Here is a 16,750-nt window from a genome sequence, read left to right as displayed (position 1 = left end):
ACACGAGTTCAACAGTGAGTACGGTCACTATTACACATCAGTTCAACAACATGCGGTTCGTCAACGAGGGAGCGGCAATGTCGACACAGTTCGCGGTGCGAAACGGCTCGCTACCGCATCCTCCCTACCGACTCCCCGTCCTCGGCGACGTCGTCGGCGTCGATCCCCGCACCCCCATTCAGGACTCCACCGTCTTGGCCGGCCGACTCGGCCCGATGTTCGAGCGCGAAATTCTCGGGCGACGCTTCGTCTTCGCCTCCGGTGCCGACGTGGTGGGCGACCTGTGCGACGAAAAACGCTTCGAGAAGTTTCTGCCCCCTGGAGTCGAGAATCTACGGGATATCGGGGCGGACGGATTGTTCACCGCCTACAACCACGAGCCGAATTGGCAACGCGCCCATGACCTTCTGCGTCCGGCCTTCACCGCGGGTGCCATGCGCGGGTACCACGAGATCATGGTCGACGTCGCCGATGACCTGATCGAGCACTGGGAGGGCCGCTCTCGTAGTGGTGCCGACACCGACGTGTCCTCGGACATGACAAAACTGACCCTCGAGACCATCGGACGCACCGGCTTCAGTTACAGCTTCGGCTCGTTCGCGCGCGCCGAGCCGCATCCCTTCGTGGCCGCCATGGTCGGCGCACTGACGTACAACCAGCGGCGGTCGTTGTTGTCCATCCCCGCGTTCGCAAAGCCCTTGTTCGCCCGGTCCGATCGCAGATACGCACACAACAAGCAGTACTTGGCCGACGTCCTCGCCGATGTCGTCAGAACCCGCCGCCGATCGACGGAGGACTTCAGCGACCTGCTGCAGATCATGATGGATGCGGCGAAAGATGCCGACAATCCGAATGCACTGAGCGAGGCCAACATCGGATACCAGATCCTGACGTTCCTGATCGCCGGCCACGAGACCACCTCGGGTGCACTGTCTTTCGCGCTGTACTACTTGGCGAACCACCCCGAGGTGTTCGAGCGCGCCCGCGCCGAAGTCGACGAGGTCTGGGGCACGGGCAAACCCCAGTTCGGCCAGGTTCCCAAACTGCGGTACGTCCGCCGAGTCCTCGACGAATCGCTGCGCCTGTGGCCGACGGTTCCCGCGTTCGGACGCGGCGCGCGGGCAGACACCGTCATCGGCGACGACTACCGCATGGCGGCCGGCGACTGGGCAGTCGTCCTGGTGACGGCACTGCACCGCGATCCGGTGTGGGGTGATCGTCCGAACGACTTCGATCCCGACAATTTTCTACCCGATCGCATCAAGGCACGCCCCGCGCACGTGTACAAACCCTTCGGTACCGGAGAACGTGCCTGCATCGGAAGGCAATTCGCTATCCACGAAGCGGTTCTGGTACTCGGGACCATCCTGCAGCGATTCGATCTGCAGGCCGACCCGTCGTACCGTCTGAAGGTCCAGGAGCGACTGACCATGATGCCCGAGGGCTTTCGGGTTCGGCCCACAGTTCGCACATAGTCAGTCCGGTAGGAGGGGGACCGAGATTCCCGGATCTCGGCCGAGCAGCACCCCACGCGTCAACGACGTGGAGCCGAACTTCTTGTGCACCCCGTCGAGCGCACGGTCGAGAGCCGATGCCTCCGGGGGCTTGCGCACCTGCGGTGCGTCGAACTGCAGTTCCAACTGCTCCGCGCCGCCCTTGTCGATACTCGAGACGGTGACACCGACGAGGGTGATGCCCTTCTCCGCGATCATCGGTGCCGCGTCGTGCAGCAATTCCAGCGCGGCGTCGAGAATATCCCGGGTGTCGGCGGTGGCGCGATCGAGTGTGTGCGATCTGGTAGCGCGGGTGAAATCGGCAAAACGCAAGCGCAGCATGACAGTTCGACCGGTTCGGTCCGCTGCGCGCATACGGTGCGTGACGCGATCGACGAGCCCGATCAACGATGCCTCCACCTCGGCTGCGTCGTGCCTTCCGCGTCCGAGTGCCCGCTGTGCGCCGATGGAACTACGCGACTTGCCGGGCTGGACGCGTCGGGGATCCCGGCCCATCGCCAGTGCATACAGATGCGCGCCCGCACCCTTGCCCAGCACCGAGGCCAACGACCGCTCGCCGTAGGCCGCGATGTCTCCGACGGTCCTGATGTCGAGAACGTGCAACTTCTCGGCGGTCACTTTACCTACGCCCCAGAGTCTTTCGATGTTCAGCGGGTGCAGGAACTCCAGTTCGCCGCCGGGCGGGACGAGCAGCAGACCGTCCGGCTTGGCAAAAGCACTGGCGACCTTCGCCAGGAACTTGGTGGTGGCGATCCCGACAGTGATGGGCAGCCCCACCTGCTCGGCCACCTCCTGCCGCAGACGCTGTCCGATCTCCGTTGCACTGCCCGCGATCTTCTGTAACCCACCGACGTCGAGAAAAGCCTCGTCGATGGAGATGCCCTCCACCAACGGGGTGGTGTCGTGAAAGACGTCGAACACGTCCTTGCTCGCCTGCGAGTACGCCTCCATCCGCGGCGGCACCACGATGGCCTGGGGGCACACGGCCCTGGCCTGACCGCCACTCATTGCGGTGCGCACCCCGAACGCTTTGGCCTCGTAGCTGGCGGCGAGCACCACTCCCCCGCCGACGATGACCGGCTTGCCGCGGAGCCGGGGGGCGTCGCGTTGCTCCACCGAGGCATAGAAGGAGTCGAGGTCGGCGTGCATGATGCTCGCCAAATTCGGATTGTTCGACTCCACGAGTCCATGCTCGCACGGGCTACCGACATACTCTTGATACACAAGCAGAGCAATCGAGACAGCCGAAGTGACCCAGATCACCGAGTGTGCCATTGTTGAGTCGTCGGATCGGCGTGAACGGCTGGAGAGAATCGTGACGGCCTGGTGGCGGTGGTACGCAGCCCTCGGCGTACTCGGCTGCCTCGCCTACTTCGCGGTTCCGAGCATCGCCGCGGCACAGTCGATCTTCGTGCTCGTCGGTGCATCCGCTGTTGCGGCCACCGTGATCGGCACCAGGATGCACCGGCCGAGCAATCGCACTGCGTGGTTGACCATCGCGCTGGGCACCGGGCTCTGGGTCGTCGGCGACGTCGTGTTCGAGTGGATCGACGTCACGAGGGGCAGCGTTCCCGAACCCTCGCTCGCCGACGCGTTCTATCTGGTGGCCTACCCGATCTACGGGTTCGGCCTGTTTCTGCTCGTCCGACACAAATGGCGAGCGAGCGAGCGCGGTCACGTCGCCAACAGCGCCATCGTCATGGTCGCGTTCGGATTGCTCACCTGGGTGTTCGCCGTGCAGCCGACGCTCGGCGACGACGCTGTTTCGGGGACAGCAGGCCTGGTCGACGTGGCGTACCCCGCCATGGACATCTTTCTACTCGGTTTACTGGCCCACTTCGTCGGCTCACGACAATGGCGCACTCTGTCATACCGGTTCCTGACGACTGCAGTATTGCTGCTGGTCGTCACCGATATCGTCAACAATTTCTCGATCGTTTCGGAGCCGTCGTCGGAGCGCTCACTGATCGACGTCGGATGGACCATGTCGTACGTCCTCATCGGCGTCGCCGCCCTGCATCCGTCCATGCGGCGAATAACGAGCCCGAACATCGAACCCGAAGCACACCTGATGGCGTCGTTCACCACCCCAACGGTCGTCGTCTTGACCGCCGCCACCCTGACGGCTCCGACGGTCATGTTCATCGAGGTGATCCGCGACGAGCCGATCGCGCAGTGGGGCTGGGCAGTTCTGCTCTGTGCATCGGCGTTGGTGATTCTGGTGATATTCCGCATCACCGATCTGCTGCGCCTGCTCCACACCCAAACCGTGCGGCTCCGCGCCGCCGCCGACACCGACCACCTCACCGGTCTCGCCAACCTCCGCGCTCTTGAACACAGAATTTGGCAGAACGCGGGCGACACCACCTTGCTGACGGTCGACATCGACCGATTCAAGGAAATCAACGACACTTTCGGACGCGGCCTGGGCGATCAGGTTCTCGTGGCGGTCGCCGACAGACTGCGGGGTGTCGTCGACGATTCGATCATGTTGGCGCGCTTGGCAGGTGACGAGTTCGCGCTGTGCGGGACGGCGGATTCGATGGACCCGACCGAACTGGCTCACGAGATTCAGCGCCGGTTCGCTGCCCCGTTCGATGTGGGCACCATGACGCTGCTGATCGAGGCGAGTGTGGGTGTAGCGTTCAGCCTTCCCATCGCCGAGGGCGAGGACGAGGCCACCCCGGATCGCCTGGTGCAGCGTGCCGATCTCGCCGTGCAGGCCGCGAAGGCGACGCAGTCGCGCGTCGCGTTCTACGACCGGTCCATGGACCGCGACACGAGCGCGCAACTGATCATGCTCGGCGAGTTGACCACTGCACTCGAATCCGACCAGCTGGAACTGCTGTATCAACCCCAGGTCGATCTCGAGTCGATGACTGTCGTCGGCGTTGAGGCATTGCTGCGGTGGCATCATCCGAACGGGATACTGCTTGCGCCCAGCGCATTTCTACCCACCGCCGAACGGACCGGGCTGATTCGGCCGCTGACGAGCTACGTGCTCACCCGTGCGCTCGCCCAACGCAGTCTCTGGGCAATGGACGGACTGGATCTACAGATGGCCGTCAACATCTCGACCCGCAACCTGTTCGACGACACCCTGATCGCGCAAGTACGCACCGCGTTGAGGGAATTCAACTGCCCTGCAGAACGATTGACACTGGAAGTGACAGAGACCTCGGCAATGACCGATCCTGTGGGTGCAACCGAGATGCTGTCGATTCTGCATGCGATGGGCGTACAGGTCGCCATCGACGACTACGGCACGGGATACAGTTCGCTCGCCTACATCGAACGGTTACCGGTGCAGGAGCTCAAGATGGATCGAGCCTTCGTCGGCGGGATGGCCCACGATCCCGCGCACGCCGCGATCGTACGATCGACCGTCGAGCTCGCCCGTACGCTGGGGTTGTCGGTGACTGCAGAGGGCGTGGAGGACGAGATGACGATGACCGCGCTACGCGAACTGCGATGCGGGCGTGCCCAGGGGTACCACCTCGGCAGACCCACCTCATCGGATCTACTGCCCGCCCTCGTCGCCGAACTGAACACTCGCTTGAAAACTCTTACAGGAGAACGGATAGCATGACCGAGGCAGCCCTGTCGGTGTACGCCGCGATTCGATCTCGACGCGATGTCCGTGCCGAGTTCGACGGAACCGTCGTCGGCGACGACACGCTGCGCCGCATCCTCGGTGCCGCGCATCAGGCCCCGAGCGTCGGCAACACCCAGCCCTGGGACTTCGTCGTGGTCCGCAAGCCCGACACGTTGAGCGCATTCGCCGCCCACGTCGCGGGCTGCCGACAGGATTTCGCCGACAAGCTCGATGCCGAACGCCGAAAGACGTTCGACCCCATTCGGATCGAGGGGATCGAAACAAGCGGGACCGGAGTGGTGGTCACTTACGATCCGAACCGTGGAGGACGGCACGTCCTGGGCCGCGACACCGTCGACGACACCGGATTGTTCTCTGCTGTGCTCGCGATCGAGAACCTATGGCTGGCAGCGATTGCCGAGAACGTCGGCGTCGGCTGGGTCTCGTTCTACGACGAGGCGTACCTCACCGAGTTGCTCGACATCCCCGCTCCGGTGCGTCCCATCGCTTGGCTGTGCGTCGGCCCGGTCGAGTCGTTCCAGGAGGTGCCGGATCTGGAGCGCTTCGGTTGGCGCTCTCGGCGTCCCCTCGACGACGCCCTCCACTTCGAGCAGTACCGCCGATGAGGGCGCGCCTGGTTGCGGTGGCAGCAGCCTGTGTGCTGGTGGCCGGATGCTCTGCCGCCGAATCCCCTACCGAACCGTCCACTCCGGCAACGACTCCGGCGGCCGAGCCCGCACAGGCTCCGGATTCGGCCGACCCGATCGGCACCGTCGTCGCGCTACCGGGCGCTCCCGAAGGTGTTGTGGTCGGGACATCCGGGATCGCTGCCGCAGCGGTCCGAGAGCCCGACGGTGTGGTGCTGTTCGACTCGGCGACAGGTGTCGTGCGACAAATGGTCCAGACGACCGGAGCACCACGGCATCTCTCGCTCGCCGGCCCCGACGGCCCGGTGCTGGCACCGCTCGAAGGCAGCGACGAGCTGGTCGAGGTCTCACTCGCCGACGGCGCGATCCTGTCGACCGCCACCGGTGTGGGCCGTCAGCCGCACGATGCCGTCTCGACCTCCGACGGCACGATCGTGGCCACCAACGAATTGGGTGGCGGAGTGATCTTTCTGCGCGACGGCTCGGTGCTGTCGGAGCTACCGCCGGGCCCCGTCCAACCCGGTGGAGTCGCAGCCGTCGGGCCGTACGCAGCCGTCGCAGACGTGCAGGGCAACGGCGTGTGGGTCTACGAAGGCGCGGCACAACGCGAGGTGGCGCAGGCCCCGATCGGCGTCAAGCTCACGCACGCAGTGACGGTGAACGAGACGACGGCCGGATTCGCCGACACCGACGGCGGAGCAGTCCTGCTCACATCGGTCGACGCTGCTGGGGGCATTCGTAAGATCGCGTCGATCGACGCACCCGGCAACCCGTACGGGCTCGCCGTGGACGCCGACCGTCAGCTGCTGTTCGTGACCTTGACCGCGTCGAACCTACTGCGGGTGGTCGACGTGTCGGATCCCACTGCTCCGCGAATTCTGGGCGACGTCCCGACGGTGACACAGGCCAATTCCGTCGCGGTCGATCCGCGCACCGGGAACGTGCTGGTGACCGGCAGCGATCCCGGTGCGGCGAGCTCGATTCAGATCATCGCCCGCGCCCAATTGCCCGCGGAGTGAGGCGTCACCAGCCGTAGGAGCCCGGAATTCCCTTGAATGGGCCGACGACGTCGTCGGTGATCCAGCCCTCGTAGAAACCGCCTTCCTGCGGTCGGACCGCTTCTCCATCGATTTCGCACTGCAGACGGCTGGGCGAGAAGGCCAGGTAACCCGCGATCGCGGCGAACCGTGGCGTCGGGTTCTCGTAGCTCCATCCGGCTGCCTCTGCAACGGCGTCTCCACCGTGCACGTCCCAGTACGTCGCCGCGCCTTTCCACTCGCAGTGCGTCGAGCGCGCCGCCGAAGGGGTCAACGCACCCGGAACGACGTCCGCCGGCGAGATGTACCAGGTGGGCGGATGGCTGGTCTCGAGTACGCGGTAGGCGGCGGTGGTGCGGGCGACCACCTCGCCGCCGAGTCGAACGACGAGCGAACGGTTCGAGGACTCGAGACTCGGCGGACGGGGGTAATCCCAAACGGATTCCTGGCCGGGCTTCGGCTTCTCCGGAACTACGGATCTCGGCAATTGTGGACTCATCCTTCGATGGTGCCACCGGGTGTCACGGGGCGTCGACGGGATAGAGATCGTCCACCCGTTCTTCGTCGAGAATCCAGCGATCCACCTCGTCGAGAGGTTCGACGACGCGCACCGATGCCACCGCTGGTTCAGGCACGGGCTGCTCGATGCGGACTCGCTCGACGGGTTCGGTATTCGGGAGTGGGACCGGCATGGCGGGAGCCGGTGCGAGGAGTTCGGATTCCGCCGACTCAGCTCTCGAAACGGTGGCAACGGGCTCGTCGGTGTTCGGTTCCTCGGCGTCCGAGATGTCGATGGTCTTCGGCAGCTCAGCGGGGATGCGAACGAGAATGCCGAGCCCGTGCGTCGCGGCCAACAGGCTCACCGGGGCGACGGTCGCGATGGCCGCCGACAGAGCCGGATGCAATGTACCGGCGTCGGAAATGAAGGCGTGCATGGCATTTGCGCCGATACTGACCAGGGCCGCGGTGATCAACACACCCCAGAAGAAGCTTCGGCCACTTCGTTGATCCTCGAATTGGGCGAGCGCGATCACGGAGATGGTCGCTTGGAGAATGGTGCCGTCGACGATCACGGGCCACAGCCATGACAGCGAGCGCGGGACACCCGCCATCGTGGCGAGATCCCACAGTGCGGCGAAACTCAGCACGAACGACGCAATTCCGATGACGGTGGTGATGACGACCGCACTGACGAGCGTGGCACGCAGGACCTTGTTCATGGGTCGTCATGAAACACGAGACCACCGACAGGTTTCGGTGCAGCAGAATCAAGCGGTACGGACGGCTCCGCGGTAGACGTCGGCGCGGTCGTGTGCCGACATTCCGCCCCACACGCCGTATGGCTCGTTCGCTTCGAGTGCATGCCTGCGGCATTGGTCGAGGACTGGGCAGCGACCGCAGACCTGCTTGGCGGCCTTTTCACGCGAGGAGCGGGCGCGGCCCCGTTCACCCTCGGGGTGGAAGAACACGGACGAGTCCAGTCCACGACACAGGCCGTCGAGTTGCCAGTCCCACACATCTGCGTTGGGGACGGGAAGTTGGACCGGCCTGGCGGGTGCGCCTCGCACCATGAGCTGTCTCCTCACTGAAAAAGTGAACAAGCTCACCTTCCCTCATTCGTCGTACTTTTACAAGCTCCCTCGTTCATTCGTAGTACTTAAAAGCAAGCACGCTTGCTTGAAACCCGACCGTCAATGGCTCTCCGACATCCCTGCCCGCTTTTCGAGCTCGACGAGGACCTGTTCGGCGATCTTCGTCGGAGGCGGGCCGATGTCGACGACGATGGCGTTCTCGTCCTCACCGAGCGGCTCGAGTGTCGAGATCTGGGTATCGAGCAACGAGGACGGCATGAAGTGGTCCATCCGGGCATTGAGGCGCCCGCTGATCCGATCCTTGGTTCCGGCCAGATGAACGAAGATCACCTCCGCACCCTCCCTCGACGCGGCACTGAGCACGTCCCGATACGACCGTTTGAGCGCCGAGCACGTCACGATCCCGGATCGGCCCGTCGTGGTGTGGTCGGTGATCCACTCCGCGATCACGTCGAGCCACGGCCACCTGTCCTCGTCGGTCAACGGCTGCCCCGACGCCATCTTCGCCACGTTGGCGTCCGGGTGCAGGTCGTCGCCCTCCTGTAGGTCCCATTTCAACGCCCCGGCGAGGATGCCCGCCACCGTGGACTTGCCCGATCCGGACACTCCCATCACCACGAGAACCGGATGATGTGCTCTGCCTGTCTTCTGCGATGCCATCCCTCGATACTGCTGCATCGAGCTCGTTCGGATCGGACAGACGCGAGAAACCGGGCCACCCGTGGGACGATCGATCGGACATGACCGAGACCAATGATTTCCGCCAACTGCACGATTCGGTTCTCGACGAGCTCGGTCGCGACATCGTCAGCGGCGCGATCCCGGGCGGAACCCGAATCTCGGCCGACGACGTCGCCGTGCGGTTCACCGTCTCGCGGACGGTCGTACGGGAAGTGGTCCGGGTTCTCGAGTCGCTGGGGTTGCTCACCGTGCGGCGGCGCGTCGGGATCACCGTGCAGGGTTCCGTGAACTGGAACTCACTGGATCCGGTGGTAATTCGCTGGCAGCTGGCCGGGCCCGCTCGCGCGGAACAACTCCTACTGCTCAGCGAATTACGTTCGGGCATCGAGCCTTTGGCAGCCAAGCTGGCAGCTCACCGAGCAACGCCCGAGCAGTGCGGCGCATTGACAGCCGCCGTCATCGGAATGTCGTCGACGTCCCGCGCGGCCGACTCGGAGGCGTATCTCGAACACGATTGCAACTTTCATCGGACGCTGCTCGCTGCGTCGGGCAATCCGATGTTGCGGTCCATGTCCGACATCGTGGTGGAAGTTCTCGCCGGACGCACCCGGCACGCCCTGATGTCGAGGCAGGCAGACCCGGAGGCGATCCGTCTGCACGGGGTCGTCGCCTCGTCGATCCAGTCCGGCGACGCCGACGCCGCACAGCGAGCCATGTTGGCCATCGTCACCAAGTCCGCCGCATCGATGTCGGCGGCCTCGGGTGTGACGCCGTCGCCCGGTCTGGTGCCCGACCAGCAGTGATACACCGAGCGCACAAAGCCAGGTACGCCGACGCGGGGTTCATCGCCTAGATTCGACGGGTGACTGCTCTCGAATTGCCGCTCGAACTACGCCGCGCACTCGTCGGAGTAGCTCGGACTCCGCGTCTGCTCGTCGCGTCCGATTACGACGGCACCATGGCACCGATCGTCTCCGACCCACAGAGGGCCTTCCCACATCCCGAGTCGGTGAGCGCCATGCGCGGGCTCGCCTCACTGGCCGGCACCAACGCCGCCGTCATCTCCGGGCGCGCCCTCCGCGATCTCGCGATCCTCTCTCGGCTGCCGTCCGAGGTGCAGCTGGTGGGCAGCCACGGCAGCGAGTTCGACGCCGGGTTCGTCAATGCCATCGACGACGACGCCAAGAAGCTCCTCACCCTCATCACCGGAGAACTGCAGGCCATCGCCGACGCCCATTCCGGCGTGAGTATCGAGACCAAGCCGGCCAGCGTCGCGCTGCACGTGCGTAACGCCGAGACTGCCGCCGGTGACGAGGCGCTCGCGGCCGTGCGTTCCGGCGCGGCAGCACGCGACGGCGTTCAGGTCACCGAGGGCAAATCCGTCATCGAGTTGGCCGTCATCGTCACCGACAAGGGCGTCGCCCTCGACATTCTTCGCCATCAGGAAGCAGCAACTGCCGCAGTCTTTTTCGGCGACGACGTCACCGACGAGAAGGCCTTCAGCCACCTGCACGGCCCCGATATCGGGGTCAAAATCGGGCCGGGCGAGACCCTTGCCGAATTCCGCATCGACAGCACCGAACAGGTCGCACTCGCGCTGGCGTTCCTGTTGGAAGAGCGTCGGCAGTGGCTTTCGGGTGCCGACGCTCCGCGCATCGAACGTCTGACGATGCTGGCCAGCCCCAATGCCGTTGCGCTGCTGACCCCCGATGCCGATGTCACCTGGCTGTGTCACCCCGAACCCGATTCGGCAGCGGTGTTCGCACATCTGCTCGGCGGCGATCAGGCCGGTCACTTCAGCGTCGGACCCACCCGCGCATCGTTGCCGCTGAGTCAGCAGTACGTGGACGGCACCATGACGGTGCAGACCAAATGGGCCAGCCTGCAGGTCACCGACTACCTGCCACACGACATCGGCCAGGGCCAGACCGCGTTGACCCGCGTCATCACCGGCAAAGCAACCGCCGTGGTGACGTTCGCGCCGCGTCCGGAATTCGGAAAAGCGTGGGCATCACTGGAACCCGACGCCGACGGCCTGCGCATTCTCGGCACGGCCGACCCGATGGTGCTGCGTAGCCCCGGCGTCACCTGGAACATCGTCTCCGACGGGTCGCAGCAGACAGCGCATGCAGAGGTCGATCCCTCGAACGGGCCGATCGTTCTCGAATTGCGGCTCGGCACAGACGATCTGAGCGAGCACCCCTGGGCCGAGGTCGAGCGTCGTCGCGCCTCCGAGGCCTACTGGAAGGATTGGGCCGACGGCCTGGACCTGCCGCCGCTCAAGCGCGATCTGATGAAGCGATCGGCACTGACTCTGCGCGGCCTGGTGCACGCCGAGTCCGGTTCGATCATGGCGGCCGCCACCACTTCACTGCCCGAAGATATTGGCGGAGTGCGTAACTGGGACTACCGCTACTGCTGGTTGCGCGACGCTGCACTCACCGCGACCGCACTGGTGGACGTGGGGTCGGTGGCCGAGGCCGAGAACTACCTGTCCTGGATCCACGGAGTACTGGAATCGGTGTCCGGCCCCGAGCGTCTACACCCGCTGTACACGATCTGGGGCCTCGGACTTCCACCCGAGGCCGTCATCGACGAGCTGCCCGGCTACGCCGGTTCACGTCCGGTGCGCGTGGGAAATGCTGCCAACCAACAGGTTCAGCTGGACGTCTTCGGCCCCATCGTCGAATTGGTGTCCGCCCTCGCACACGCACGTAAGTCCGCAGGGTCGGAGAACGGCCTCTCCGACGACGACTGGGAACTCGTCTGCGCCATGGTCGAAGCCGTCGAGCGACGTTGGTTCGAGCCCGATCACGGCATCTGGGAGATCCGCGACAATCCCCGCCACCACGTCTACTCGAAGGTGATGGGGTGGATCACCGTCGATCGCGCCATCGGTCTGGCCGAAACCTTCGGTCGCACAGCCGAATCGAGCTGGGCACCCTTGCGTGAGACCATCCGCGAGGAGGTGCTCGCCAATGGCTGGAACGACGAGGTGCAGTCCTTCACCGCCGCATACGACGGCACCGACCTCGACGCCGCGACGTTGTACATCGGCCTGTCGGGCCTGATCGATCCGGCAGACCCCCGCTTCGCCGCCACCGTCACCGCCACCGAGGCCGAACTGCGGAGCGGATCGACCGTCTACCGCTACCGCCACGACGACGGTCTCCCCGGCGGCGAAGGCGGATTCCACCTGTGCGCCGCCTGGCTCGTCGAGGCATACCTGTTGGTGGGACAGCGCGCCGAAGCCGAGGCACTGTTCGCCCAACTGGTCAGTGCCGCAGGCCCTACCGGACTGCTCAGTGAGGAATACGACCCCATCGCCGAACGATCACTCGGCAACCATCCGCAGGCCTACAGTCACCTGGGTCTGCTGCGTTGCGCGAGATTGCTCAGCGCCCAACCTGCCTGACTCCCACCCCCGCCCCCCCCCATGCGCGTCCCCGCCCCCGCCCCACCCCTTCCCGATTGGGATCAATGCGCCTTTGTTGCACTCAGACCGACTGAAACCCACATTCATCCCGAACGGGCTTCCGGCTGACACCGAATGAATGCGGCTTTGTTGCACTCAGAGTGACTGAAGTCCACATTGATCCCAAATAGGGGGCGAGCCGAAAATGGGGCGGGTGAATGGGGGGGCGGGCGAGAGAGGGGGCGGGCGAGGGTAGAGGTCAGGCAATAGCGGGCGGTTGCTCCGGCGGCGGTCCCGCGGTTCGTCCGCGGAAGAGTTCGGTCGGCAGTGTTTCGGCGGCGACGATGCCCGAGTGCGAGGACGAGAGCACCAGTTTTCCGGCTCGACGGCCTTTTTCCTCGGCGTCCTGGCGCACGGTGGTGAGGTTCTCGCGGATGGCGTCGGAGATGCCGTCGAATCCGGTCACCGAGAGTTGGCTCGGCACATCGATTCCGGAGACCCTCGCGAAGTTGAGTGCACCGAGCGCGATGACGTCGGTGGTGCAGAGCAACGCCGTGGTTTCGCGATTGGCTTGCAGTGCTTGAGCCGCGGCGGAGTGGCCGGAGCGAACGGTGTGGTCGAAGCGTTCGACGACCGTGAGGGTGTCGGGATCGAGTCCGGCGTCGATCATCGCGGCCTGCACCCCGGCGATCCGTTCACGTTGGACGTGGAAGTGACTGTCCGCCAGCCGCCCCGGGGGTACGACGCCATCGCGGCGGTCGCGTCCGAGCCGCATGCACAGCACGGCGAGATGCTCGTGTCCGAGCGAGATGAGATGTGCAGCAAGCATTTTCATGGCGACACGGTCGTCGATGGCGACGAGAGCGGCCTCGGGGATGTTGCGGGGCTGGTCGCAGACGACGATCGGCAGGTGGCGTTCGCGCACGGCAGCGAGGTAGGGGTCGTCGTCGGCGACGGAGTACACGACGAATCCGTCGACTCCCGCCTGCTGCACCACGGCAGCGGCCTGGACGTCGTCGCGTTCGGCACCGGCGGGAATCAGCAGTAGGCCTTGCCCTGCGGCCTCGCAGGATTCGGCGAGGCCTGCGAGGAAGCTCATGGCGGCCGGGTCACGGAAGGAGTAGCTCAGAGCCTCGGTGAGGAGCAGCCCGATGGCCCCGGCCTTGCGGGTGCGCAGCGATCGGGCAACCGGGTCGGGGCCGGCGTAGCCGCGCCGTTTGGCCGCCTGCAGTACGCGTTCGCGCAGTTCGGGAGAGAGCTGATCCGGTCGGTTGTAGGCGTTCGAGACGGTGGTGCGCGATACCTTCAGCTCGGCAGCAATCGACGCCAACGTCGCTTGACGTCGCGGTTCGCTCGACCTGACCATTACCGGGACGTTAGTCCCACAACGCACTCCGGAGAAATTCGAGGTCGCCTTCGTCCGATTCGATCGAGAGCCCCGACGAGCGCTAGAGTACAACGGTAACGGTTTCCATTAGCGTCAAGCATTGCCCATCAGGAGTACATCGATGTCGTCCATCCATCGCGCGTCCCGGACCACGCTCATGGCCGCACTGGGCCTGACCTGCGCCGCAGCCCTCACTTTGAGCGCATGCAGCTCCAGCGATCCCGCGAGCACCGAGTCCGCCCCCGCCACCCCCGTCGACGGGCCGATCACGATCGTCGCGTCCACCAACGTCTGGGGAAGCGTCGCCGAGGCGGTTGCCGGTGACCTCGCGACAGTGACGTCGATCATCTCCGATCCCTCCGCTGACCCGCATTCCTACGAGGCGAGCCCGGCCGACGCGGCCGCCGTCTCCGAGTCGTCGCTCGTGGTCTACAACGGCGGTGGCTACGACCAGTTCATCGAGGACATCCTCGGCTCCGAGGGCAAGGATGTGCCGTCGGTCGACGCCTTCACCCTGCTCGACGACAGCCACGATCACGACTCCGAGCCCACCTCCGATGCAACTGCCGAACCGACGACGGACGACGGTCATTCGCACGGCGAGGTCAACGAACACGTTTGGTACAACGCCGAGGTGGCAGCGCACACCGCCGAGGAGATCGCCGACAAGCTCGGTCAGCTCGATCCCGACAACGCCGCGCAGTACACCGCCAACGCCGAGGTGTTCCACGAGCAGGTCCACGCCATCACCGACGTGACCGCGCAGATTGCCGCCGATTTCCCGAATGCGCCGGTGGCACAGACCGAACCGATCGCGCACTACCTGATCGAGGAGTCGGGACTCGACGATCGCACCCCCGAGGACTTCAAGGACTCCATCGAGGAAGGCAACGATCCGTCGCCCGCCTCCATCGCCGCGACGCGAGATTTGTTCACGTCCAAGTCCGTTCGCGCGTTGGTCTACAACATTCAGACCGAGGATGCCGTCACCCAGGACATTCGCTCCACCAGCGAGGCCGCCGGCATCCCCGTCGTCGAGGTCACCGAAACACTGCCCGCAGGCATGACGTACATCGAGTGGCAGACCAAGGCTGCGACGGATCTTCGGGCCGCCCTCACCACCGCCTCCTGACCCGAACCGGCGTGATGGAAAGCTGTAGTACATGCCTGCTGTAGAACTGCGCGATGCCGGACTGGCGTTCGGCGAGCGCACGCTGTGGCAGAACCTGGACCTGACGGTGGAGAAGGGCGAATTCGTCGCCGTTCTCGGCCCCAATGGGTCGGGTAAGACGTCGCTGCTCAAGGTGTTGCTCGGGCAGAATCAGCTCACGTCCGGCACGGCCGCGATCGACGGTGATCCCGTCCATCGCGGCCAGTCGGGAGTCGGTTACGTCCCCCAGCAACGCAACATCGACGACGATCTGCCGTTGCGCGGACGCGATCTCGTAGGCCTGGGCTGGGACGGCCACAAATGGGGCATGGGACTGCGCGGCATGCGACAGCGCAAGGAAACGGTGCAGCGAGCGATCGATCAGGTCGACGCCAACTCCTTCGCGGGTGCCCCGGTCGGCTCGATGTCCGGCGGGGAGCAGCAGCGACTGCGCATTGCCCAGGCACTCGTCGGGGACCCCTCGGTCCTGCTGTGCGACGAGCCCCTGCTCAGCCTCGACCTCGCCAACCAGTCACTGGTCTCGAGCCTCATCGATCGTCGACGGCGTGAGCACGAGACAGCCGTCCTGTTCGTCACCCACGAGATCAACCCGATCCTCCCGCTCGTCGACCGCATCGTCTACATCGTCGACGGCCGGTTCCGCATCGGAACTCCCGAGGAGGTCATGACCACCGAGGTGTTGTCCGAGCTCTACGGCACCGAGGTCGAGGTGCTGAAAGTCCGCGGCCGACTCGTGGTCGTCGGCACCGGCGACTCGATCGATGCGCTCGGCTCGGCGGGCGCCCACCATCCACCCGTGCCGCACGACAGAGAAGACAAGGCATGAACGAGAAGGTTCTCGAGGCATTCTCGAAGATGCTCGACTTCGACACCACCGCCAACCTGCTGACCTACGACTTCGTGCAGCAGGCGCTGATCGCGGCCGCAATTCTCGGGCTGCTCGCGGGCGCTCTCGGGCCGCTGATCGTCAGCCGGCAGTGGGCTTTCGCGGTGCACGGATCCAGCGAACTCTCGCTCACCGGAGCATCCGCAGCCCTGCTCGTCGGCATCACCGTCGGTCTCGGTGCCATCGTCGGTTCGGTCGTCGCGGCGGTGATGTTCGCACTGCTCGGCAACAAAGCCCGCGACCGCGACTCGGTCATCGGCGTCATCATGTCGTTCGGGCTCGGCCTGTCGGTGCTGTTCATCTGGCTCTACCCGGGCCGAACCGGCACCAGCTTCTCACTGCTCATCGGCCAGATCGTCGGCGTGGGGCAGAGCGGAATTCAGCTGCTGCTGGTGTGCGCCGTGCTGGTGTTGATCGTGCTCGCGGTGGTCTACCGGCCGCTGCTGTTCGCCAGCACCGATCCCGAGGTGGCGCTGGCCCGCGGCGTCCCCGTCCGCGCGCTCTCGGTCGTGTTCGCCGTTCTCGTCGGCGTGGCGTGTGCGCTGGGCGTCCAGATAGTCGGAGCCCTGCTGGTGCTCTCGCTGCTCATCACTCCCGCCGCGGCTGCCGCGCGGGTCACGGCCAGTCCGCTCAAGGCGACGCTGCTGTCCATCCTGTTCGCCGAGATCGCCGCCGTCGGTGGCATCCTGCTCTCCCTCGCTCCCGGACTTCCCGTCTCGACGTTCGTGACGACCATCTCGTTCGTCATCTACCTCCTCTGCCGCGCTGTGGGTGCGACGCGTAAGGCCAATTCCGGACGGCTCGTCGCCGCCTAGGATGTGCAGC

15 protein-coding genes are annotated in these 16,750 nt (G+C 65.3%); 9 read left to right on the top strand and 6 right to left on the bottom strand.

All coding sequences use genetic code 11. The annotated features are described in order from the left end of the window. Positions 1-77: 77 nt before the first annotated feature. Entirely contained in the window at positions 78-1,475 is a 1,398-nt protein-coding gene (locus tag ACQR3T_RS14655) for a cytochrome P450 (protein ID WP_428693879.1), read from the top strand. Here the strand turns inward: ACQR3T_RS14655 and dinB are convergent, their stop codons facing one another. Further along, a complete protein-coding gene (dinB, locus tag ACQR3T_RS14650) occupies positions 1,476-2,663 on the bottom strand; it encodes a DNA polymerase IV (protein ID WP_428693930.1) in 1,188 nt (395 codons plus the stop codon). It abuts the gene before it with no gap. 166 nt (positions 2,664-2,829) lie between these two features. Here dinB and ACQR3T_RS14645 point away from each other — a divergent pair, with 166 nt between their 5' ends. The 3 genes from ACQR3T_RS14645 to ACQR3T_RS14635 are packed head-to-tail and all read left to right on the top strand — an operon-like array spanning position 2,830 to position 6,775. After that, entirely contained in the window at positions 2,830-5,103 is a 2,274-nt protein-coding gene (locus ACQR3T_RS14645; RefSeq protein ID WP_428693878.1) for a putative bifunctional diguanylate cyclase/phosphodiesterase, read from the top strand. An 11-nt stretch (positions 5,104-5,114) separates the two neighbouring features. Then, positions 5,115-5,735: a 5,6-dimethylbenzimidazole synthase gene (gene bluB / locus ACQR3T_RS14640; RefSeq protein WP_196249226.1), complete on the top strand. Its 621-nt coding sequence runs from the start codon at positions 5,115-5,117 to the stop codon at positions 5,733-5,735. Then, complete coding sequence (locus ACQR3T_RS14635; RefSeq protein ID WP_428693877.1) at positions 5,732-6,775, top strand: hypothetical protein; 1,044 nt, start codon at positions 5,732-5,734, stop codon at positions 6,773-6,775. Before bluB ends, ACQR3T_RS14635 begins: the two co-directional genes overlap by 4 nt. A 4-nt stretch (positions 6,776-6,779) precedes the next feature. Here the strand turns inward: ACQR3T_RS14635 and ACQR3T_RS14630 are convergent, their stop codons facing one another. From ACQR3T_RS14630 to ACQR3T_RS14615, 4 genes are all read right to left on the bottom strand, one after another. Next, the gene (locus tag ACQR3T_RS14630) at positions 6,780-7,292 is read right to left on the bottom strand and encodes a DUF427 domain-containing protein (protein ID WP_032380167.1); all 513 of its coding nucleotides are present in this window, start codon (positions 7,290-7,292) and stop codon (positions 6,780-6,782) included. Positions 7,293-7,314: 22 nt separating this feature from the next. Next, positions 7,315-8,013, bottom strand: coding sequence for a DUF2637 domain-containing protein (locus ACQR3T_RS14625; RefSeq protein ID WP_428693876.1), 699 nt, complete (start codon positions 8,011-8,013; stop codon positions 7,315-7,317). 48 nt (positions 8,014-8,061) lie between these two features. Further along, positions 8,062-8,364, bottom strand: coding sequence for a WhiB family transcriptional regulator (locus ACQR3T_RS14620; RefSeq protein WP_080730720.1), 303 nt, complete (start codon positions 8,362-8,364; stop codon positions 8,062-8,064). 120 nt (positions 8,365-8,484) lie between these two features. Continuing rightward, complete coding sequence (locus tag ACQR3T_RS14615) at positions 8,485-9,045, bottom strand: gluconokinase (RefSeq protein WP_428693875.1); 561 nt, start codon at positions 9,043-9,045, stop codon at positions 8,485-8,487. An 80-nt stretch (positions 9,046-9,125) separates the two neighbouring features. Here ACQR3T_RS14615 and ACQR3T_RS14610 point away from each other — a divergent pair, with 80 nt between their 5' ends. Beyond that, positions 9,126-9,869 (top strand): FadR/GntR family transcriptional regulator, encoded by a 744-nt coding sequence (locus ACQR3T_RS14610; protein WP_428693874.1) that lies wholly within the window; start codon positions 9,126-9,128, stop codon positions 9,867-9,869. A 59-nt stretch (positions 9,870-9,928) separates the two neighbouring features. Further along, positions 9,929-12,481 (top strand): trehalose-phosphatase, encoded by a 2,553-nt coding sequence (gene otsB, locus ACQR3T_RS14605; protein WP_428693873.1) that lies wholly within the window; start codon positions 9,929-9,931, stop codon positions 12,479-12,481. A gap of 259 nt (positions 12,482-12,740) precedes the next feature. On the opposite strand, the gene ACQR3T_RS14600 is transcribed toward otsB, so the two are convergent. Beyond that, the gene (locus ACQR3T_RS14600; protein WP_032380155.1) at positions 12,741-13,847 is read right to left on the bottom strand and encodes a LacI family DNA-binding transcriptional regulator; all 1,107 of its coding nucleotides are present in this window, start codon (positions 13,845-13,847) and stop codon (positions 12,741-12,743) included. Between the two features lie 142 nt (positions 13,848-13,989). On the opposite strand from ACQR3T_RS14600, the gene ACQR3T_RS14595 reads away from it, so the two are divergent. Genes ACQR3T_RS14595 through ACQR3T_RS14585 form a run of 3 tightly spaced genes read left to right on the top strand, consistent with a single transcriptional unit; the run spans position 13,990 to position 16,740 of the window. Beyond that, on the top strand, positions 13,990-15,000 hold the full coding sequence (locus ACQR3T_RS14595) for a metal ABC transporter solute-binding protein, Zn/Mn family (protein WP_428693872.1): 1,011 nt from the start codon (positions 13,990-13,992) through the stop codon (positions 14,998-15,000). A 31-nt stretch (positions 15,001-15,031) separates the two neighbouring features. Continuing rightward, positions 15,032-15,865 (top strand): metal ABC transporter ATP-binding protein, encoded by an 834-nt coding sequence (locus ACQR3T_RS14590; RefSeq protein WP_428693871.1) that lies wholly within the window; start codon positions 15,032-15,034, stop codon positions 15,863-15,865. After that, positions 15,862-16,740, top strand: coding sequence for a metal ABC transporter permease (locus ACQR3T_RS14585; RefSeq protein ID WP_032401506.1), 879 nt, complete (start codon positions 15,862-15,864; stop codon positions 16,738-16,740). The genes ACQR3T_RS14590 and ACQR3T_RS14585 overlap by 4 nt, the downstream gene beginning before the upstream one ends. Positions 16,741-16,750: the final 10 nt, after the last annotated feature.

Origin of the sequence: Rhodococcus sp. IEGM1428, from assembly GCF_050321865.1 — a bacterium.
In the GTDB taxonomy this organism is placed as follows: Bacteria; Actinomycetota; Actinomycetes; order Mycobacteriales; family Mycobacteriaceae; genus Rhodococcoides.
The sequence above is the reverse complement of the archived record's forward strand: the minus strand, read 5'-3'. Positions and strand labels throughout refer to the sequence as shown.

Excerpts from the sequence above, each read along its gene's own strand:
- dinB (WP_428693930.1), bottom strand. The coding sequence starts at position 2,663 with ATGCACGCCGACCTCGACTCCTTCTATGCCTCGGTGGAGCAACGCGAC.
- ACQR3T_RS14600 (WP_032380155.1), bottom strand. The coding sequence starts at position 13,847 with ATGGTCAGGTCGAGCGAACCGCGACGTCAAGCGACGTTGGCGTCGATT.
- ACQR3T_RS14615 (WP_428693875.1), bottom strand. The coding sequence starts at position 9,045 with ATGGCATCGCAGAAGACAGGCAGAGCACATCATCCGGTTCTCGTGGTG.
- ACQR3T_RS14655 (WP_428693879.1), top strand. The coding sequence starts at position 78 with ATGTCGACACAGTTCGCGGTGCGAAACGGCTCGCTACCGCATCCTCCC.
- ACQR3T_RS14625 (WP_428693876.1), bottom strand. The coding sequence starts at position 8,013 with ATGAACAAGGTCCTGCGTGCCACGCTCGTCAGTGCGGTCGTCATCACC.
- ACQR3T_RS14630 (WP_032380167.1), bottom strand. The coding sequence starts at position 7,292 with ATGAGTCCACAATTGCCGAGATCCGTAGTTCCGGAGAAGCCGAAGCCC.
- ACQR3T_RS14620 (WP_080730720.1), bottom strand. The coding sequence starts at position 8,364 with ATGGTGCGAGGCGCACCCGCCAGGCCGGTCCAACTTCCCGTCCCCAAC.
- ACQR3T_RS14635 (WP_428693877.1), top strand. The coding sequence starts at position 5,732 with ATGAGGGCGCGCCTGGTTGCGGTGGCAGCAGCCTGTGTGCTGGTGGCC.
- ACQR3T_RS14610 (WP_428693874.1), top strand. The coding sequence starts at position 9,126 with ATGACCGAGACCAATGATTTCCGCCAACTGCACGATTCGGTTCTCGAC.
- ACQR3T_RS14595 (WP_428693872.1), top strand. The coding sequence starts at position 13,990 with ATGTCGTCCATCCATCGCGCGTCCCGGACCACGCTCATGGCCGCACTG.
- ACQR3T_RS14585 (WP_032401506.1), top strand. The coding sequence starts at position 15,862 with ATGAACGAGAAGGTTCTCGAGGCATTCTCGAAGATGCTCGACTTCGAC.
- ACQR3T_RS14590 (WP_428693871.1), top strand. The coding sequence starts at position 15,032 with ATGCCTGCTGTAGAACTGCGCGATGCCGGACTGGCGTTCGGCGAGCGC.